This is a genomic window from Paenibacillus allorhizoplanae (assembly GCF_927798215.1).
GTDB lineage: Bacteria > Bacillota > Bacilli > Paenibacillales > NBRC-103111 > Paenibacillus_E > Paenibacillus_E allorhizoplanae.
In genome coordinates, this window is the sequence record NZ_CAKMMW010000024.1 from 44,155 (window position 1) to 64,959 (window position 20,805).

General features: G+C 44.4%; 19 protein-coding genes. 15 read left to right on the forward strand and 4 right to left on the reverse strand.

Annotated elements, in window-relative coordinates; all coding sequences use genetic code 11:
* The first annotated feature begins 141 nt into the window (after positions 1 to 141).
* The 13 genes from coxB (at position 142) to L6I86_RS28435 (ending at position 15,659) form a co-directional block, all read left to right on the forward strand.
* A complete protein-coding gene (gene coxB / locus L6I86_RS28375) occupies positions 142 to 1,158 on the forward strand; it encodes a cytochrome c oxidase subunit II (RefSeq protein ID WP_236291825.1) in 1,017 nt (338 codons plus the stop codon).
* 66 nt (positions 1,159 to 1,224) lie between these two features.
* On the forward strand, positions 1,225 to 3,060 hold the full coding sequence (gene ctaD, locus L6I86_RS28380) for a cytochrome c oxidase subunit I (protein WP_420851946.1): 1,836 nt from the start codon (positions 1,225 to 1,227) through the stop codon (positions 3,058 to 3,060).
* Complete coding sequence (locus L6I86_RS28385; protein ID WP_173121103.1) at positions 3,057 to 3,671, forward strand: cytochrome (ubi)quinol oxidase subunit III; 615 nt, start codon at positions 3,057 to 3,059, stop codon at positions 3,669 to 3,671. Before ctaD ends, L6I86_RS28385 begins: the two co-directional genes overlap by 4 nt.
* Positions 3,672 to 3,989 (forward strand): cytochrome C oxidase subunit IV family protein, encoded by a 318-nt coding sequence (locus L6I86_RS28390; protein WP_057315113.1) that lies wholly within the window; start codon positions 3,672 to 3,674, stop codon positions 3,987 to 3,989.
* A gap of 99 nt (positions 3,990 to 4,088) precedes the next feature.
* Entirely contained in the window at positions 4,089 to 4,946 is an 858-nt protein-coding gene (locus L6I86_RS28395; protein WP_236291827.1) for a cytochrome c oxidase assembly protein, read from the forward strand.
* A 16-nt stretch (positions 4,947 to 4,962) separates the two neighbouring features.
* A complete protein-coding gene (locus L6I86_RS28400; protein WP_171632365.1) occupies positions 4,963 to 5,418 on the forward strand; it encodes a DUF420 domain-containing protein in 456 nt (151 codons plus the stop codon).
* A gap of 229 nt (positions 5,419 to 5,647) precedes the next feature.
* Positions 5,648 to 7,267: an extracellular solute-binding protein gene (locus L6I86_RS28405; protein ID WP_236291828.1), complete on the forward strand. Its 1,620-nt coding sequence runs from the start codon at positions 5,648 to 5,650 to the stop codon at positions 7,265 to 7,267.
* Between the two features lie 85 nt (positions 7,268 to 7,352).
* The gene (locus L6I86_RS28410) at positions 7,353 to 8,309 is read left to right on the forward strand and encodes an ABC transporter permease (protein WP_420851945.1); all 957 of its coding nucleotides are present in this window, start codon (positions 7,353 to 7,355) and stop codon (positions 8,307 to 8,309) included.
* Between the two features lie 10 nt (positions 8,310 to 8,319).
* Positions 8,320 to 9,201, forward strand: a complete 882-nt coding sequence (locus L6I86_RS28415) for a carbohydrate ABC transporter permease (protein ID WP_236291829.1) — start codon at positions 8,320 to 8,322, stop codon at positions 9,199 to 9,201.
* Positions 9,202 to 9,347: 146 nt separating this feature from the next.
* On the forward strand, positions 9,348 to 11,708 hold the full coding sequence (locus tag L6I86_RS28420) for a helix-turn-helix domain-containing protein (RefSeq protein ID WP_236291830.1): 2,361 nt from the start codon (positions 9,348 to 9,350) through the stop codon (positions 11,706 to 11,708).
* Between the two features lie 44 nt (positions 11,709 to 11,752).
* Positions 11,753 to 13,378 (forward strand): extracellular solute-binding protein, encoded by a 1,626-nt coding sequence (locus tag L6I86_RS28425; protein WP_236291831.1) that lies wholly within the window; start codon positions 11,753 to 11,755, stop codon positions 13,376 to 13,378.
* 102 nt (positions 13,379 to 13,480) lie between these two features.
* A complete protein-coding gene (locus tag L6I86_RS28430; protein WP_236291832.1) occupies positions 13,481 to 14,386 on the forward strand; it encodes an ABC transporter ATP-binding protein in 906 nt (301 codons plus the stop codon).
* Positions 14,379 to 15,659 (forward strand): ABC transporter permease, encoded by a 1,281-nt coding sequence (locus L6I86_RS28435; RefSeq protein WP_236291833.1) that lies wholly within the window; start codon positions 14,379 to 14,381, stop codon positions 15,657 to 15,659. Before L6I86_RS28430 ends, L6I86_RS28435 begins: the two co-directional genes overlap by 8 nt.
* A gap of 66 nt (positions 15,660 to 15,725) precedes the next feature.
* On the opposite strand, the gene L6I86_RS28440 is transcribed toward L6I86_RS28435, so the two are convergent.
* The 4 genes from L6I86_RS28440 to L6I86_RS28455 form a co-directional block, all read right to left on the reverse strand.
* On the reverse strand, positions 15,726 to 17,015 hold the full coding sequence (locus tag L6I86_RS28440; protein WP_236291834.1) for a glycoside hydrolase family 27 protein: 1,290 nt from the start codon (positions 17,013 to 17,015) through the stop codon (positions 15,726 to 15,728).
* 111 nt (positions 17,016 to 17,126) lie between these two features.
* On the reverse strand, positions 17,127 to 18,011 hold the full coding sequence (locus L6I86_RS28445; protein ID WP_236291835.1) for an AraC family transcriptional regulator: 885 nt from the start codon (positions 18,009 to 18,011) through the stop codon (positions 17,127 to 17,129).
* Positions 18,012 to 18,101: 90 nt separating this feature from the next.
* Complete coding sequence (locus L6I86_RS28450; RefSeq protein WP_236291836.1) at positions 18,102 to 18,530, reverse strand: GreA/GreB family elongation factor; 429 nt, start codon at positions 18,528 to 18,530, stop codon at positions 18,102 to 18,104.
* Positions 18,531 to 18,845: 315 nt separating this feature from the next.
* Entirely contained in the window at positions 18,846 to 19,046 is a 201-nt protein-coding gene (locus tag L6I86_RS28455) for a hypothetical protein (RefSeq protein WP_056608318.1), read from the reverse strand.
* 360 nt (positions 19,047 to 19,406) lie between these two features.
* On the opposite strand from L6I86_RS28455, the gene L6I86_RS28460 reads away from it, so the two are divergent.
* Both L6I86_RS28460 and L6I86_RS28465 read left to right on the forward strand, forming a co-directional pair.
* On the forward strand, positions 19,407 to 20,387 hold the full coding sequence (locus L6I86_RS28460; protein WP_236291837.1) for an aldo/keto reductase: 981 nt from the start codon (positions 19,407 to 19,409) through the stop codon (positions 20,385 to 20,387).
* Entirely contained in the window at positions 20,388 to 20,798 is a 411-nt protein-coding gene (locus L6I86_RS28465) for a MerR family transcriptional regulator (RefSeq protein WP_236291838.1), read from the forward strand.
* Positions 20,799 to 20,805 lie beyond the last annotated feature (7 nt).

A 20,805-nucleotide genomic window follows, 5' to 3' on the forward strand; every position in this document is an offset into this window, starting at 1 on the left:
ACAGACGCTGTTTAAGAACAATTTGTGAACTCTCCTACAGCGATTGACAAAAAGTTTTCACGAATTTATAGTTATTAAAGTGAATTGACATGGGCATGGCCTTCGTGGTAAAAATATTGTTTTAAAAGTGGGGTTGATACAATGAGTCAATTGAAAAAGTTCTGGCGTCTGCTACCCCTTTTAGCGGTGATGACGTTCATGCTAACTGGGTGCGGAGACCCAACCTTATCTGCTTTAGTGCCAAAAGGTCCTGTGGCGACGGAGCAGCTTTATTTAATGAAATTAAGTCTCTTTATCATGATTTTTGTCGTAATTGTCGTATTTGCGATTTATGTGTACGTTTTAGTTCGCTTTCGCAAGCGTAAAGGCGACGAGAGCATACCGAAACAAGTCGAAGGAAGTCATGTTTTGGAGATTATCTGGACGGTAATCCCAATTCTCTTGCTGTTAGTACTTGCGGTGCCAACAGTGTCCTACACATTCAAACACTCCGAGAATTACAACAAGAACAAAGACGCTATCCATGTGAAAGTCACTGCGCATCAGTTCTGGTGGCAGTTTGAATATCCAGACCTTGGTATCGCGACAGCTCAACAGCTGGTGATTCCTAAGGACAAAATCATTGCTTTTGATGTCGTTTCAGCAGACGTTTCCCATGCTTTCTGGGTACCATCTCTAGGTGGTAAAGTCGATACGAACCCAGGTATCCGTAATACGCTGTACTTGCAAGCTGATGAAATTGCAACGTTCCAAGGTAGATGTACAGAGCTTTGTGGAGCTTCACATGCTTTGATGAACTTTACCGTTGCGGCTAAGTCTGAAGCAGACTTTAATGCTTGGGTTGCGAAAATGAAAGCACCTTCTACCGTGCCGGCTTCTGCACAAAAGGGTGAAGAGCTTTTCAAAGAAAACTGTATGTCTTGTCATGCTGTTAATGCTAGCGGCCCAGGGGTTGCACCTAACCTTAAAGGCTTCGCAGATCGCGACACACTTGCAGGTATCCTAGAGAAGACACCTGAGAACTTAGCATCGTGGATACATAATCCGCAAGAACTGAAACCAGGTAACAAAATGCCAGCTTTCGGTAAAGAAGCTAACGGTAAATTAGATGACGGTCAAATTAAAGATATTGTTACGTACTTACAAACATTGAAATAAACTCTTGATGTAAAGGAGGTTCATACGTTGGCTCACTCTCATCCAGTAAAAAAACATACCGGGCTTATGGATTGGCTTACTACTGTCGATCATAAGAAAATCGGTATCCTGTATTTACTAGCGGGCGGCTTCTTCTTCCTCGTAGGAGGACTTGAAGCGATCTTGATTCGGATACAACTCGCTTATCCTGACCAACAAATTTTCGTTGGAGATTCATTTAACCAATTAACAACGATGCACGGAACAACGATGATTTTCTTTGCGGCAATGCCGGTTATCTTCGCTTTCATGAATGCCATCGTTCCACTACAAATTGGTGCAAGGGACGTTGCTTTCCCTTTTGTTAACTCACTTGGCTTCTGGTTATTCTTTGCCGGCGGTGTGCTTATGAACACAAGTTGGTTCTTAGGCGGTGCTCCTGACGGAGGTTGGACGGGATACGCACCTTTATCCTCGATCACCGACGCAAGTTGGGGACAAACGCTAGAGGGTAACTTACAAGGTACGGACTTCTACGTACTCGGTTTGCAAATTGCAGGTATCGGGACACTAATCGGGGGGATTAACTTCCTCGTGACGATTATCAACATGCGTGCTCCTGGTCTTACATACATGCGTATGCCTATGTTTACATGGTCTGCTTTTGTAACTTCAGGTCTGATCGTTCTTGCTTTCCCTGCGATTACGGTTGCTTTGGTTGAGCTAATGTTTGACCGCGTCTTCGGTGGTGCATTCTTCGATGCTGCCAGAGGCGGTAATAACGTGCTTTGGGAACATTTGTTCTGGATTTTCGGGCATCCCGAAGTTTACATTTTGATTCTTCCAGCTTTCGGTATTATTTCTGAGATCGTTTCTACTTTTTCGAAAAAGCGACTGTTCGGATACAGCTCCATGGTATTTGCAACAGTGCTAATCGGATTCTTAGGCTTCATGGTTTGGGTCCACCATATGTTTACATCAGGATTAGGTCCAGTAGCGAACTCGATCTTCGCGATTGCTACAATGGCGATTGCGGTTCCTACAGGTGTGAAAATCTTTAACTGGTTGTTCACGCTTTGGGGTGGACAAATCCGTTTCACAACAGCGAACATCTTCGCTACAGCTTTCATTCCAACGTTCGTAATGGGTGGAACAACAGGGGTTATGCTTGCGATTCCAGCGGCTGACTTCCAGTATCACGATACGTATTTCGTAGTAGCGCATTTCCACTATGTTATCGTTGGTGGTTTAGTACTTGGTTTGTTTGCAGGTCTTTACTACTGGTGGCCGAAAATGTTCGGTCGTATGCTAAGTGAAGGCTTAGGTAAATTGCATTTCTGGTTGTTCTTCATCGGTTTCCATTTGACATTCTTCCCGCAGCATTTCTTGGGACTAATGGGGATGCCGCGACGCGTCTTTACGTATCAACCAGGGTATCAACTCGAAGTTGGTAACTTAGTTTCAACAGTTGGAGCATTCTTAATGGGTATCGGTACATTAGTGTTCCTTATTAACATCATTGCAACGGCAAGAAAACCAATCACAGCTCCCGCAGATCCGTGGGATGGACGCTCCTTGGAGTGGACAATTCCGTCACCTGCACCTGAATATAACTTCAAACAAACTCCGCTTGTTCGTGGTTTGGATGCTTTCTGGAAAGAAAAAATGGCTGGTAACAAGCAAATGACACCAGCTGAGCCTATTGGTTCGATCCACATGCCTTCGGCATCGATCTTGCCGCTTGTGATGTCTGTTGGTTTGTTTATCGCTGGTTTTGGCTTCATGTACAAAAACTACTATGTAGCTGCTGCAGGTATCGTAGTTACTTTCATTGCCATGTTCTTGCGTTCCGTATATGATGACCACGGTTGGCATATTGAGCCGGAAGAACTTGAAGACGATCATAAGGGGGTAAAGGCATGAGTAGTCATCACACGGGCGCACTGCCTGCTAATCCGGAAACGGCTACCCTCGAAGGGAAAAATAAAGTTCTTGGTTTCTGGCTTTTCCTTGGCGCTGAGGTTGTATTGTTCGGTTGCTTATTCGCAACTTACATTGCCCTTCGGAACTCTGTTCCGGATGGCCCAACAGCTCAAGAGCTTTTCAAGCTTAAAACAGTTGGTTGGTCAACGTTTATTCTCTTGACGAGCAGTTTGACGAGTGTATTCGCGATTATTGCGATGCACCGTCAAAAAGTAGGTCAATTACTAGCTTGGTTGGCAGTTACGGTTTTGTTCGGTCTTTCCTTCTTAGGAATGGAAATCTATGAGTTTTATGAGTACGTTCATGAAGGTCACAAATTTACAACCAGTGCTTTCTCCACCTCGTTCTACACGTTGGTTGGTTTCCACGGTGCTCACGTAGCATTCGGTGTTTGCTGGATTACACTGTTGATTTTCCAAGGACTTAAGAAAGGTCTTACAGTTGTTACGGCACCTAAGTTTTATGTCGCATCTCTGTACTGGCATTTTATTGACTTAGTCTGGGTATTTATCTTCACAGTTGTATATCTGATGGGGAAGGTGGGTCACTAAATGAGCAGCAATTCTCATGATACACACGCACCTAGCAAGCGAGTGAAACACGATTCACCAGTGAATCACTATTTGACTTACATTATCTCGATTCTTCTCACGATGTTGGCATTCGCTGTCGTACTATACGGAGACTTGGATCGTTCGTTTATCTTAATTTTCATCGTGTCCCTTGGGATCGTGCAGGCACTCGTTCAGTTGCTTTTCTGGATGCATGCCAAAGAGAGAGGACATTTGTTCCCTCTAATCTTTATCTTTGCAGGAGCGTTCGTTGCTCTTACAGGTGTAATCACAGCCGTATACTGGGTTTGGTGGTAAAAAAGGAAGAAGAGGCAACTTTGTCTAGACAAAGTGCCTCCTCTTTTTTTAAACAGAGTTATTTGGAAATAGTCAGCTTGAAAGGAGATAGATGCAGGTATGAGTCAGATTGGTGGATTTTTTGATTTGTGGAATCCTGTTTTATTGTTGATCGTCGTCGTAATCGGATATAGTTATGGTCGATTTGTCGTGAAAGGCATGGTGAGAGTAGCTAAATCAGAGCCAATTTCGATCTCACAGCAACTTCTCTTCTATGCAGGGCTAATCTTATTCTATATTGGGCAAGGAAGTCCAATTAACTATATTGGACATCACTACTTGTTCAGTATGCACATGCTGCAACAAACGATTCTTTACTTGATCGTACCGATCCTCATTTGGTTAGGAACACCGGCTTGGTTGGTTCGTTCGTGCATGAAAAATAGGGTGTTCCGCGGCCTATTTTCCTTCTTTACCCGGCCTCTGATCGCATTATTCATGTTTAATATGCTATTCTCCATTTACCATATGCCTTTTATTATGGATTACTTGATGAAGAATGATGTACCGCTTCTTGCTTATCATACGATGCTCTTAGTGACGGCATTTATTATGTGGTTTCCGGTATTTTGTCCGCTTCCTGAGCTGAATCGCTTGAACGATTTGAAGAAGATGGCCTATATTTTCGGAAATGGTGTCCTTCTGACACCCGCATGTGCGCTTATCATTTTTGCGGATTCAATTATCTACGATATGTATAACAACGTCACTGTTCCTTTTGCTCATTTGTCACCGCTCGATGATCAACAGCTCGGTGGTGTCATCATGAAGATCTTGCAAGAGATTATCTATGGTGCTACATTAGCATATATTTTCTTCCGCTGGTATCGCCGAGAGCGCAAAGATGAGGATGAGTTGGATCCTATTCCATCACAAGATAGCTTGAATAATCAAGGCGGGAACTGGAATCGCGCTTAGAGAGAGGATTAGAAAGATGCACATTTTACCCACGATTTCTACGATGTTTATTGTGATCAGTGCCATTTTTGTTGGATTCGGATGGTATCATATCGTCAAAGGAAACCGGGATACGCATGAAAAGCTGATGGTTCTAGGCGCTATTTTCGCTTTAGCCTTTTTCATCATCTACATGTCCCGAACCTTATTTGAAGGAAACACGGCATTTGGTGGGCCGGAGAGCTTAAAGTTGCCTTATCATTTGTTCTTGTTCTTCCATATCACCTTGGCTACAATAGGAGGCGTTCTTGGCCTCGTCACGCTATGGTTCGCTTACAAAAAGAAATTCCTAAAACATAAGAAAATCGGTAAAGTTGCAGCGATTGTATGGCTGCTAACAGCGCCAACGGGCGTAATGGTTTATGTATTGTTGTATGTCTTGTATCCAGGCGGAACAACGAAGCCAGTCATTGATGCCATTTTCGGTTTATAAAAGGTTACAAATAGCACGGAATGATGTGAAAGATCATCATTCCGTGCTATTTTTTTGTCTAAAATAGGGCTGATTTTGTGATTTCGCCCATTGGATTGCAGAAAACAACAATTGGACATGACGAAATGACCATGCCATTCTTCATATTGCTCATAGGTTAATCCGATTGATTCCACTACGCTTAAGGAAGAGATGCATCTCAACATAACATGTAGTGGAGGGTCAACGAATGAAGAAAATTTTAGCTTCAACCATGATTATCATGATGATGGGCACAGCGATTGCCTGTTCCTCGAAGACGGAAACAACGACAACAACGAGTGAGTCACAATCACCAGCTACAACTACCGCAACGACATATCCGATGACAACGGATAAAACACTTACCTATTGGGGTGAGTTGAACGGGAACTTAACAGGTGTGAAAACGACACATGCCGATGTTCCCTTTTTCCAAGAATGGCAGAAGAAAACCGGAGTTCCGCTGAAATTCTTAGCGCCTCCGACAGGACAAGCCAAAGAAGCGCTAAACGTGATGCTCGCATCTGGCGATTTGCCAGATATGATCGAATACAACTTTCTGAGTGATTTCCCAGGTGGACCTGAGAAAGCCATTAAAGATGGTTACATTTTGAAATTGAATGATCTGATTGATAAATACGCGCCTAACCTGAAGAAATACCTCAAAGAGCATCCAGATGTCGACAAGATGGTGAAAACAGATAACGGCAGCTATTATGCATTCCCTTTCATTCGTGGAGATGAGTATTTACAAGTTTTCCAAGGCCCGATGATTCGTAAAGACTGGTTAGATGAGTTAGGACTTCCTGTACCTGAAACGATTGATGACTGGACAACGACATTGAAGGCGTTTAAAGAGAAGAAGGGTGCAGCCGCGCCATTATCCTTTATCAGCAAACCAAGATTTTTCAATGAATCGTACAACGGTGCATTCTTAGGCGCATTTGGCGTGAACCGCGGATTCTATTTGGATAATGGGAAAATCAAATTCGGACCGTCGGAAAGCGGCTTTAAAGAGTACTTGAAGACCTTCCACCAATGGTTTCAAGATGGCTTGCTAGACAAGAACATTGCTACAGTGGATACGAAAGCCTTGGATGGCAGCTTCGCAACGGGAGCGACAGGGGCAAGTATTGGTAACGCAGGCGGTGGAATAGGCAAATGGCAGCCACTGATCCAGGCTAAAGATCCAAAAGCACAGCTGGTAGCAGCGCCATATCCGGTACTCAAGAAAGGCGATACGCCGAAATTTGGTCAAAAGGATAACCCGTATTCCTCTGGAGGGATTGTCGCGGTAACGGCCAAATCCAAGAATCCAGAATTAGCTGTGAAGTTGCTGGATTATGGGTACAGTGAAGCAGGTCACATGTTCTTCAACTTCGGAACAGAGGGTGTCAGCTACTCGATGGTAGATGGGTATCCGAAATACACCGATTTGCTGATGAAAAATCCAGATAAGTTAGCACCTGCACAAGCGATGTCCATGTACATTCGCGGCAGCTACAACGGTCCATTTATCCAAGATAAGCGATATGCGGAACAGTTCTTTGTACTGCCAACCCAACGCGATGCCATCAATGTGTGGAAGAAAACCGATACAGCCAAATATAGCTTGCCGCCTCTAACGCCTACACCGGAAGAAAGCTCCGAATACGCGAAAATCATGGGCGACATGAACACGTTGGTGGATGAAATGACGTTGAAAATTATTTTGGGTAACGAGCCCGTAGATGGCTTTGAGAAGTATGTGGATAAAATGAAGTCTCTGAATTTAAGCCGCGCTATTGAGATTCAGCAAGCAGCACTTGATCGATATAACAAGCGATAAGTTTTCCTTCGTTAAGCATGGAGAGATGGGGGGATCTGAGATCTCCCTTCTCTATAAGTAAACTGGTGAGAGGGTGAGGATGGAGATGGCAAATACACAGCCACTGGAAGGCGTAACGCTTACGAAGCAACGAACGGGGACAAATAGATATATCCGTGATTTTATAGCTAATAAATACTTATACCTCATGATGGTACCTGTGCTCGTTTATTACCTGATTTTCCATTATGCACCGATGTATGGTGCCTTAATTGCCTTCAAGGAATATTCACCTATGAAGGGAATCCTTGGCAGTGATTGGGTAGGCTTTAAGCATTTTCATGATTTTTTCAGCTCTTTTTATTTTTGGCGCATATTGAAAAATACGCTGGTCATCAGCTTGTACTCTTTGATATTTGAGTTTCCTGCTCCGATTATTTTGGCCCTCTTGATTAATGAGGTACGAAGTAAGACGTTCAAGCGAGTTGCACAAACGATTACGTATATGCCTTATTTTATATCGCTTGTCGTCATTTGCGGGATTATTACAGACTTTACGAATGCAGATGGTGTCATTAACAATATCGCGATGTCCTTCGGGTATGACGGGCAAGCGATGCTGCAGAAAGCGGAGTTGTTCCGGCCGATTTACATTTTGTCCGAGATTTGGCAACGTATTGGATGGGAGTCTATTATTTATATTGCAGCGTTAATGAGCATTGATACGGAACAGTATGAAGCTGCACGCATGGATGGCGCAAGTCGCTGGAAACAGATGATGTATATCACATTGCCAGGTATCATGCCGACGATTGCGATTATGTTTATTTTGCGTATGGGTAATCTGTTGAACGTAGGCTTTGAGAAGATTATTCTGCTCTATAATCCTGTCAGTTATGAAACGGCAGACGTGATATCTTCTTTCGTCTATCGTAAAGGGTTGCTGGAGTTTGGGTGGAGCTACAGCTCCGCTGTCGGCTTATTTAATTCCATTATCAATCTAATCCTACTCATTACAGCGAATTACATTAGTCGTAAAGTAAATGAAAGCAGCTTATGGTGAGGTGATGTTGATGAGAAAAGGTCCTAGTTTCGTAGAAAGACTATTCGATGTTGCTATTCATTTGATTTTGACCCTACTTGTTGTGGTTACGTTGTACCCGTTACTTTACGTTCTATTTGCTTCGTTCAGTAATGCCAATGAATTAGTTGCGCACAAAGGGATTTTATATAAATCACTTGGCTTTAGTTGGGAAGCCTATAAAGGGGTTATGAAGAACCCCGGAATTCTCATTGGTTACCGAAACACCATGTTTATTGTGGTCGCTGGTGTGCTAGTGAACCTGCTGATGACAGCGTTAGGTGCCTACGTGCTATCTAGAAAAAATGTCATCTGGAATAAGGCATTTATGATCATTATCGTGATCACAATGTTCTTCCATGGGGGGTTAATCCCGCTCTATTTGATCGTCAAAAATGTAGGCTTGCTCGACACCCTATGGGCGACAATTATTCCATTCTCGATCTCCACATTTAATTTGATTATTATGCGAACAGCATTTATGGCGATACCAGACAGCTTAGAGGAGTCGGCCAAAATCGATGGGGCCAATCACTTTACGATATTGTTCCGAATCATCATCCCGCTCTCCATGCCCGTCATTGCCGTCATGATTCTGTACTATGCGGTAGATAAATGGAATGGTTGGTTCTATGCATCGATCTTTATCAAGAACCGAGACCTCTTCCCGCTACAACTGGTTCTCAGGGAAATCTTAATTTCCAACTCAACAGATGGCATGTCCGTGGGAGCTGATGCGGGTGATCGTTTCCAGATCGGAGAAACCATCAAATATGCGACGATCGTCGTGGCGACATTGCCTATTCTATGTGTCTATCCATTCGTACAACGCTTCTTTGTCAAAGGGGTTATGGTAGGTTCCCTGAAGGGGTAGACCATGGAAATAGGGGTCGAGTAGCGCTTTTATCAATCGGATTTGTCATTTTGGACATTCCTCCCCTTGCGAACAGAGGTATAATAGAGTGAAGGAGACAATCCCTTCAGAGGAATTTTCAAGGTGCGCAGCGGGAGGAGATCCAAGTGAAGCTTCGATTTTTTTGGCCCAAAAGAAAAAGTATTATATTTACCTGGTTGTTATCCTACAGTGCCGTACTATTCGTGCCTATGTTGATGAGCATCCTCATATACTCGCAGTCTAGTCATGCATTAAAAAGTGAAATTCATCGTGCGAATGATTCCTTATTGAAACAAGTCCGTTACACGATCGACACGCAATTCGATTTGATGAAACGGTTGAATATGGAAATTACTTGGAATGCTAAGTTACAAAGTCTGATGTACTCCAACATGCGAACCAATGATGATCAATATCTGGCTTTTCAATTAGTGAAAGAGTTTCGGATGTACCAAACCTCGTATGCGACAATCGATGAATTCTATGTGACTTGGGATCAGGAGGCTTCGATTCTTCGTCCAGGAAATATGCGAGATCTACATACAGCGTTTGATACAATTCACAATACAGGTACCATCAGGTATGAACAATGGCTAGATACGATCCACCAAGCTACGAATAACCAATTTCTGATCCTTCCCCGCGTAGATGCTGGTCCATCTGCCTCCTCCATCGCGTACGTCACACACTTGCCCAAGGATCTGAATGGTAAGCAGACAGGTACTGTCGTTGTGATGGCTGATAGGGAACGGTTCGAGAAGGCAATCGAAAGCATCTCAGGGTTTAGCGGTGGGCAAATCGTCATCCTTAATCATGACAATCAAGTTCTACTCTCCAATGTCCCTGTGACGTTGAATAAGAATCTCATTTTGGAGCAATTGCAAGATGAGGATAACGTGACTTACAAACCTTCACAGGATGGAGAATCAGAGCTTTTCTATATTCAATCGGCTGTTTCTGATTTGAAATATGTGCTGATCATTCCAAGCCGTATATATTGGGAAAAAGCGGAGTATGTCCGCAAGTTTACTTACATTAGCATACTAATTAGCTTATTTGGTGCAGCGGTGCTAACGTGGTTCTTTCTACGCCGTAATTACTCACCGATTCAACGTTTGGTTCAATCGATTTCTGATAAAAATGCCTTCGAAGAACGTGCGGATGGAAATGAACTGCATTTCATTCAGAAAGTGATCTCGCATACACGGAATGAGAAGGATCAAATCGCGCTGCAGCTGCAATCTCACCATCACGTGCTTCGTTCCAATATGTTAAATCGATTATTAAAAGGGCGAATTGATTCGCTCATTTCGTATGAGGAAGCGTTCAAAACCTTTCATATGGATTTGATTTCGAATCACTTCGCGGTTATTTTGTTTGCGGTTGAGAATTCCGATAGTATATCTACGAATTTACCAGGTATGGACATTAATGAACGCCGAAAATTGATGCAGTTCATCATCACGAATGTCGTTGAAGAGCTCGTCGGACATCGCCAGCATGCGGGTTATGTGGCTGAGATCGACGACATGATGGTATGTTTGGTGAACTTCGCAGAAACGGATGCGGCAGAACGGAAACTTGATCTGGATTGGATTGCTGCAGAAGCGCAGCGATTCCTGACAAGATTCCATATGGATCTAACAATCTCTATTAGCGGTGTTCACCCTTCTCTGGTTGGGGTTGCCGAGGCTTATAGTGAAGCTTTGGACGCGATGGAATATAAGATGGTCAGAGGGAAGAGAGAGATCATCACTTACGATGAGATCCGAATCGACACGGCCGATAAGCTGCAGCTGGGCTACTATTATCCGCTCCAAGTAGAGCAGCAAATTATTAATCTCATCAAAACGGGAGATATTGAGCAAGCCTCGGCTAGCATGAACGAGATCATGGGACGTAATTTCGATAAGCCACTGGTGTCGCTTACTTTGGCTAGATGTCTCATCTTCAATCTCGTCGGTACGATGGTGAAAGCGATGAATGAGCTTGGGGACGGGACTACACAGCCTTGGCTAGGGGATAACCCGTTATGGATGGATAAAATCATTGCCTGCGATACCATTCTGGAAATGCAGCAAGAGCTGCAGCTGTTACTCAGAGAGGTATGTGCGTTTGCCGCTTCTAAGATAGAAGCGAACCAGACGAAAGAACGGACGGAAACCTTGCGGGAACTTATCGCGAAAGTTATGCAATATATCGAGGAGCACTATCAAGATGCTAATTTGAATGTGAATACGATAGGTGAAAACTTTGCCTTAAGAGGCAGCTATGTATCCAAATTATTCAAGGACCAGACAGGTGAGGGTTTGCTCGACTACATCACGAAATACCGCATTCAACAAGCGAAGAAGATGATCAGCTATAAGCAAGATTCAATCTCGGAGATTGCGCGGCTCGTTGGCTATAATGAAGTAGCTACCTTTATTCGTGTGTTCAAGAAATACGAGGGAATAACGCCTGGGAAATATAAGGAAATGAACTGATGAGGATAGGATGATAAACAGATGCATACGGGGAGGAGAACAGAATGAGCAGACGAGCTAGCAGCAAGACGCTATTACTTCTAGGTATAATCACCCTTGGGCTGACAGCATGCTCATCTGAGAGCCCAACGCCGCTTACGACACCGTCAGGGCAGCCTACAGCTACGGTTAAAGATAAGGAGCAGTCTGAGCCTGCAGCTACGAAGCTGACCTATTGGTCAGAGTTGAATGGGAATGCCGCGAGTGTGAAAGCGAAGTTCAAGGATATTCCCTTTTTCCAAGAATGGCAGAAGAGGACTGGAGTCCAACTTTCCTTCATACAGCCGTCTGCGAATCAAGCCAAGGAAGCGATGAATGTCTTATTAGCCTCTGGCGACCTGCCTGATATGATGGAGTACGAGTGGGACAGCTTCCCTGGCGGACCTGAAAAGGCGATCAAAGATGGCTATATTTTGAGATTAAATGAGGTCATTGATAAGTATGCGCCTAATCTGAAGCAGTACTTAAAGGAGCATCCCGAAATCGATAAGCAAATTCGGACCGATGACGGCAGCTATTACGTTTTCCCATTCATCCGTGGTGATGATAAGCTTCGTACGTATCAAGGGCCCATTATCCGTCAGGATTGGCTTAACGAGCTTGGACTAGAGGTTCCCGCCACGATAGAGGAATGGCATACGGTGCTTAAGGCATTCAAGGAGAAGAAAGGAATCGCAGCTCCGTTAACATTTCTAGGCGTGCCGAATCCGCTGTTCGGGATTGAAGGCGGCGCTTTTGTAGGCGCTTATGGGATTCGCAAAGGCTTTTATCAAGATCATGGTGAGGTCAAGTTTGGTCCCATGGAGAAGGGCTACCAAGATTTCTTAGCGACTTTCCGAGGGTGGTATGAGGAAGGATTAATTGATAAGAATATCGCTTCCGTGGATACCAAGACGATGGACTCCAATATGGTAACGGGGCGAAGTGGCGCAACGATTTGGAATGCAGGGGCAGGGATTGGGAAATGGCAGCCGCTTGTCGAGGAGAAAATCAAATCAGCTTTATTTGCTGCTGCCCCTTACCCCGTCTTGCATAAAGGCGATAAGCCTAAATTCGGGCAGAAAAGCTACGCTTATGTAGGCACCGGTGGGGTAGCTATTTCAAGTAATAGTCAACATGCGGCAGAGGCTGCCAAGCTGCTTGATTACGGCTATAGCGACGAGGGGCATATGCTCTTCAATTTCGGGATTGAAGGAACGAGCTATACGTTAAAAGACGGCTATCCGACGTATACGGATTGGATCCTGCGAAATCCAGACAAGTTGGCACCTTCGCAAGCCTTGTCGATGTATACGAGAGCAAGCTATTTTGGGCCGTTTGTACAGGATGCTCGGTATGTTGAGCAATATTACACTTTGCCTGAGCAAAGGAAAGCCATTGGCATCTGGGCAGATACGCAAGTTGAATCGTACACGTTACCGCAAATTCCGAAGACGGAGCTGGAGAGTGCTGAATTTTCTTCGATTATGATGGATGTGATGACACTCGTCGATGAGATGTCTCTGAAGATTATCCTCGGCGTTGAGCCGCTTGAGGCGTTCGATAGCTACGTTAGCAAAATGAAATCATCCAAAATTGATCGGGCGATTGAAATTCAGAAGTTAGCGTTAAATCGCTATGAGAAGCGTTGATGGCTTCTCTTTTTTTATTTTGTGCAAAGAAATTCATTATTTTTCCACTTTCATGTAAAATAGTAAGCGCAAGCAATTCGTGAGGGAAGGCAGGCTCAAGTGATGACATACCCTTTGATTGTACAAGACGTATCGAAACAGTACGGGGATAAAACCGCCGTGAATCGCATTGGGCTGCAAGTCAAGCAGGGAGAAATTTATGGCTTGTTAGGCGCAAACGGGGCCGGCAAAACGACAACGATGCGGATGGTACTCGGACTCATATACCCAGATGAAGGTAACATATTGTGGAATGGACAAGGATATCGGGAAGAACTGCGCAGCTTAATGGGGTATTTGCCTGAAGAGCGTGGCTTATATCCTAAAGTTAAAATTAGCGAGCAGATCTTATACTTAGCTGAACTTAGGGGCATGAAACGACGCGAAGCAGAGCGCAGCTTGAAGTTATGGTTGGAAAGATTTGAGGTTCCTGATTATTACAACCGTAAGGTTGAAGAGCTGTCCAAAGGGAACCAGCAGAAGATTCAATTTATTGCCGCGGTTATACACAATCCCGATATCCTAATTCTGGATGAAGCTTTCAGTGGACTGGATCCAGTGAATGTAGAACTGCTGAAGAAAACGGTGAAAAGCCTGCGCGATGAGGGAAAAACGATTTTATTTTCCAGCCATCGGATGGAGCATGTGGAGGAGCTTTGTGAAAATATCTGTATGCTGCATCGCTCAAATACGATTCTTCAAGGTGGCTTAAAGGACATTAAAGCGAGCTTCCCTAAGGAGAGAGTTGTACTGGAGACAGCGACGAGTGTAGAGGGGTTAGAGAAGCTTCAAGGCGTAACTTCTGTGAACCAAGGGCTAAATGGGTACGAGCTTCGCATTGCGCAACCAGAAGCCGCGCAGCATATTCTGCAATACGCGATGGAACGGTCCACTGTGCAGCGTTTTCAAATTATGGAGCCTACCTTGAATGAAATTTTTATCCAGAAGGTGGGAAGCCAAAATGAATAGTATATGGACAGTCATTAAATTTACATTCCTGTCTCGCTTTCGCACGAAATCGTTTCAAGTGATGAGTCTCATCCTACTAATCCTGATGTCGCTTTTGATCCATCTTCCAACGATTATTAAGCAATTTTCTTCCGATGAGGCGATGAAAATAGGGGTATTTGGTACGCAACAAGCAATTGTGGCATCCAAATTAGAAGCTTTTTATACCAATCAGCCGAATGCAGAGATACAAATTGTACCCCTTTCAGATCAAGGCAGTGTAGAAGCAAATGAGGCATATGGGAAACAGCAAATCGTGGATAAGAAGATTAAGGGATACTTAGAGTTCACGGATGGGAAACAGGGCGGATTCCCGAAGCTGCGCTATAAATCCACAGGAACGCTGGATTCCTCACCAAAAGGTAAGCTGCAAACGGCACTTCAGCTAATCAAGACGGATATGGTGCTGCAAGGAGCTGGTCTGCCAGATACGCTAAAAACGGATATCCAAACGCCGGTGTCCTTGGAAACCGTGCAAATATCCACAACGGATCAAGCTGTTACGGGCAAAACAGAGTCCCAAATGAGGTTGTCTTATATTCTGGTTTATATTCTACTCTTCATGCTTTACATGGGTGCAATTGGATTTGGGAATCTCGTTGCAACGGAAATCACAGCGGAGAAAAGCACGCGCGTCATGGAATTACTCATTACAAGCGTGTCACCGCTGAAGCAGATGTTTGGTAAAATCATTGGCATTTGCTTGCTGGCGCTATCACAAATTGCTGTACTCATCGCCGTTTCTGTCCTTAATATTCAATTTAGCGATGCCTCGGCCATCAAGGATCTGAATATCAGCTGGAGCGATTTGGAAATATCATTGATCGTTTATTTCTTAATTTTTTACTTACTCGGTTTCTTCATCTATGCGACGATTTTCGCAGCAATAGGCTCGCTTGTCAGCCGCACTGAGGATGTGGGGCCAGCCATTATGCCAGTCACCTATATCATCGTAGCGGCGTTCATGATTGCGATCTTCGGACTTAACTATCCGAATGCACCGTTCGTGGTGACGATGTCATTCGTGCCATTTTTCTCGCCTATGATTATGTTCTTACGTATCGGAATGAGCAGCCCGCCGTTCTGGCAGGTCGCGCTTTCTATCATCATTCAGCTGCTTTCGATTGGCGCGATGGCTTGGCTTGCAGCGAAGATCTACCGCACCGGCGTGCTGATGTACGGCAAGCGGCCTACGTTAAAGGAGTTGCGCAAAGCGATGCGTGCATATCGGTAGTGGGTGGATATTCATAAAAGCAAAAAGCGACCTTTAGCCAATATGGCTAGAGATCGCTTTTTTGTTTTAAAGAGAAAGCTTCAAAAGCATAGACGCATGCGGCTCAAGTGTAAAAGAAAGCTCATCAGGCGTACTGAGTTCTTCGCGATTCCATAGGTTACGCACACTTCCAATTGAATCAATACCAAGCTGGGAAGATGTCACTTGAACTGTTTGAACTTCATCACCAGCATTAAACAGAGCGACATAACGGACGCCATCGGTCCCCTCCGAAGTCCACACAATCCGCTCTTCCTCCCGGTACAATTGACGGGGATTTCGCCCGTTACGAAGGGCATCCAGCACTTCTTCATTCGTGAGTAGGGACAATGTCCACTCATCATTGTCCCTTAACTCTCCTCCAAACATAAGAGGCGAGCGGAAAATCGCCCAAAGAGTCATCATTGTTTTCTGCTCGTCCTTTGTGAATCGGGTCCAGCGGTCGCTAGCTCCGCCGTCGACGGAACGAATGCCGATGTGACCGAGAGGCAGCATATCGCAGTCCGGCCAACTTCCTGAGCCGACATGCGGAGCCCATTTCTCACACCGTTCGAACATGCCATAGAGTAGCCGCCAGATGTCCCAGAAATCATCGGTCATACGCCATAGGTTAGCATTTGCCTTCAACTCTTCTGCGTACTCAAGGGGTGCTGGACCTGGAGATAGGCTCAGCACCATCGGGCGTCCACACGTATCAATTGCTTTTCGAATAAGTTGAATTTCATCTAGTTGAATGCCGTAGAGCAATGAATCTGCGATATCGTCGACTTTGACATAGTCGACACCCCACGAGGCGTAAAGCTGAAATAAGGAATCATAATAGGCCTGTGCGCCTTCCTTTGATGGATCGACGCCGTACATATCTGTATTCCACTTGCATATCGCGCCATTCCACGTTTTGGCAATGGACCGTGCGCTTGCGTTTGTCCCTAGTATCGGTGTATCCGCATGAACCGCTTGTCGTGGGATACCTCTCATGATATGAATACCAAACTTCAATCCCAGGCTGTGAACATAATCAGCCAAGGGCTTGAAACCTTGTCCATCTGTAGCGGATGGAAAACGGTTTGCAGCTGGAACGAGACGGGAAAAAGCATCCATCTCAAGGGGGACATAAGGACGATAAGCCGAAGAAACGGCTCCAGGTTCGTACCATTGTATATCGACGACAACATATTCCCAGCCGTAAGGTTTTAGATGTTCCGCCATATATTGCGCGTTCCCACGTACCTCTTCTTCATTGACGGCTGCGCCATAACAGTCCCAGCTATTCCAGCCGAGCGGCGGCATGGCAGCCCATTGGTGATGAATGCTCATTACATGAACTCGTCCCTTCTCGTTTAAAGTAATAGCCATATAATAAGACGAAGTTGTTAGGGAAGCTAGCGCAATGTTTTGCTGTCACATGTAAAATATTGCGGTATGTAACTAGTCAAACATGATCTGATCGATTGAAAGAAGTTCCTTTCCTTCACGAAACCTGCTTGGTGAGTAGCCGGTCCAGCTGCGGAATACTTTGCTAAAATAGCTGCCATTTTGGTAGCCGACCTCTCTAGCAATCTCTTCAACGGTCAATGAGCTGCTCCGAAGTAATTTCACGGCTAGTTCGATTCGGAGCTTAGAAGTATAGGCCATCGGTGAGAAGTTAGTCGCTTGATGGAAGGTACGTGCCAGATGGTATTTTGAGCTGCCAGCTGCTTCTGCGATTTGATCAAGTCCTTCCAGTATTCGAAAGTTAATCTCCATATAATCAGCTGCCCGACGTACGATCTCTGGCCAAGTACTTCGGTCCTGGCGCTGCGCACTGCTGCTTCGAAGAAGCTCCATCATGAAGCTATAAACAAGGGAGGATGCGTAATAGCCGTCTTTTATTGCTCCAATTCGGGCTTCTGAGTAGATGGCCTCGAGCCGACGAATGACTAAGCTGCGGGGTTCGAACTGCGGCAGGGGTCCAAGCTCCTGAAGTATTCCCTGCCACAGATGCTGCAAATGGCTCTGCCTAAATAAAGCGAAATAGAACGTCCAATGCGAGCTGTCTTCAGGTAAGTAGTAGCGATGTGTGCCGGGTATTTCAACTAAAAAGGAAGTTCCCTCTGGCACATCGTGATGATGTCCATCTAGCTCGATCTTCCCTCGTCCAGAAATCGTATATTGGAATAAATATAAGGGCCCGTCAATTCGTTTCATGCCGTCCCAGTCATATTCTTGCTGCCGAATATCCTGAAATCCGACGGCAAATAACTGGTAAAGCGGAAGTACGGGGTTTTCTTGGAAGCGGTACCCGTAAACGCCGTAGTTGTCCTTTGCTACCATAATCGATGGTTCCCCTTGTATGAATATGTGAATGAATTTGGAAAAAGCACCCGTTTGGGTGCTTTTTAGTCTCAAGTATAACCGTTACTTTTAGCTAAGTGCAGTCCCTACAATCCGAACGGAATATTCTGCCTCCGGAGTTTGAAGAATGAAGGTTTCACCTGTTGATTTCGATAACAATTGATTTCCAATTGGCGAAAACAGCGATATCCTATTTTGATCAGGATCTATTTCTGTTGGGAGGACCACTGTAAATACTTCATTTGATCCTTCCTCTTCGTAACAAATAGTAATGTTACTTCCTATTACCGTAACTTTGCTCAATGTTTTTACAAGATTAACATCATCAAGCTCAAGTAATCTCTCTAATATTTTTACATATTGTTTAATACTCTTATGCACTTGAATCTTCTGCTGTGAAGGATAACTGTTAAGGTACATCGTCGTTTGCTCGTCAAGAAAAACAAGCTGATCAACAAGTCGACTACGGGTAGGGTTGGACATACGACTACGGTTCATCGTAGATTCCTCCCCACATGATTAAATTCCAATATCGATCTAATTGCCTCATTTACAAAACCTCCGAAAAAATATTTTTGTTACCACATAAGAAAGTATACGTTTTCGGTTCCCGAAAACCGCTTTCTTATTGGCGATAAAACCTACCTCTAAACGCGGACGCTCATCCCTGAATGGCTTCGATAGAGGTTTTCTCAATAACTATTTTTTCAATACTTCTGTAAGATTGAATAAAATAGGAATACAGCAAGAAGAACTGTAGAGATGACTGAGAGCAGTTTAAAGAAGGTCTCCATTTTAGTGTGAACACCTCGTTTACTTGGGATTACTTTCTCCCGATTTATAAACTACAAGGATTGCACTACGTTGAAAACCCACCCCGCTTGCAGATGACTTCAAGATAGATCCATAGCAAACATTAACAATTTGCTCATCTTTCAATTCGGCTAAAAACTGATTAGCTCTTGTCTCCGCGTAAGACGCATCCGTATCTAAAAACTCCTTTACCTGAATCACTTAGAATTCCTCCCTAAATTGTCGATTTTCTAGCATGTACAGCAGAATCACATAAGACCTCACCCTTTCGCAAAGTAAATACAATAGATGTACAATATCCATAAAAGTACAACAAGACATCCCGCAAAAAAAAGCGGAACGTCTTGTTGCTTTGACCATATCACTTTAACTAATTTGTGTCAATTTTGAAAAAGGATCAAAGCTGGCCGTACGGCAGTTCGCAAGGGACCGTCCATTATTTTGGCAACAGCTTCCGAGCTATCCTTAAGAGGGGAACTATAAGCTTGACTTGGAGTTAACTCCAGAGAGTAAACTAAACATGTGAGAATTATGAGCTACTGGAAAGAGAGGATTCATCAAATGGATTATGTGAAGCTTGGAAATACAGGTTTGGACGTATCGCGGATCAGTCTTGGTTGCATGAGCTTTGGAGTTGCAGAACGGTGGACTCATCCTTGGGTGCTGAATGAAGAGAACAGTCGTCCTATTATTAAAAAAGCACTTGAGCTTGGAATCAATTTCTTTGATACGGCGAATATTTATTCAGATGGAACAAGCGAGGAGATTGTTGGACGAGCACTGAAGGATTATGCGAATCGTGATGAAATTGTCCTTGCAACAAAAGTTCATTTCCGTATGCATCAAGGCCCAAATGGGGCTGGTCTTTCCCGGAAGGCCATCCTGAGTGAAATTGATAAGAGCCTTAAGCGTTTGGGAACCGATTATGTTGATCTGTATCAAATCCATCGCTGGGATTATCATACGCCGATCGAAGAAACGATGGAAGCTCTGCATGATGTAGTGAAAGCGGGGAAGGCAAGATACATTGGTGCTTCTGCGATGTACGCCTGGCAGTTCCTAAAGGCCCTGCATGTGTCTGAGAAAAATGGCTGGTCACGATTTGTGTCGATGCAGAATCACTTAAACCTCATTTATCGTGAAGAGGAAAGGGAGATGATGCCGCTTTGCAAGGATCAAAAAATCGGCGTAATCCCATACAGTCCGCTGGCATCCGGAAGATTAACGCGTGATTGGTCGGAAACCACGCATCGCTCCGAAACGGACCAGGCTCAGCGAATGAAGTATGACGCATTTGCCAATGTGGATCGATTAATTGTAGATCGCCTTGCAGTAATCGCAGAGAAACGCGGCGTTCCTCGCGCGCAAGTTGCTCTTGCCTGGTTGTTGCAGAAAGAACCTGTAACAGCGCCAATTATCGGTGTTACGAAAATGTCTCATCTGGATGATGCGGTAGACGCGCTTTCGCTTAAGCTGACCCTTGAAGAAATTTCGTCACTGGAAGAACAATATGTTCCACATCGCGTAGTTGGTGCAGTCTAAATGTTGATCGCTGAAGTAAGTGAGAAATTTGAGTTATCGCAGGATACGCTGCGTTATTATGAACGAGTCGGACTTATTCCACGGGTGAACCGTAAAAACAGCGGAATTAGGGACTATACCGAAGAAGACTGCAGGTGGGTTGAGTTTATTAAATGTATGCGAGGCGTAGGTCTACCAGTCGAAACATTGATTGACTACGTGCGACTGTTTCAACAAGGTGACGAAACGTTGGAGACTAGGAAAGAACTCTTAGTCGAGCAGCATAAAGAACTCCTAACAAGAATGGCAGATATGCAGAAGGTACTTGAACGACTAGAGGGTAAAATAGATAGATATGATGAGATGATCGGCACTGCTCATCAGATAACTGGATTTTCTCCTGTTGATTTTGTGGGAAATAAGGGGAAATAAAGGGAAA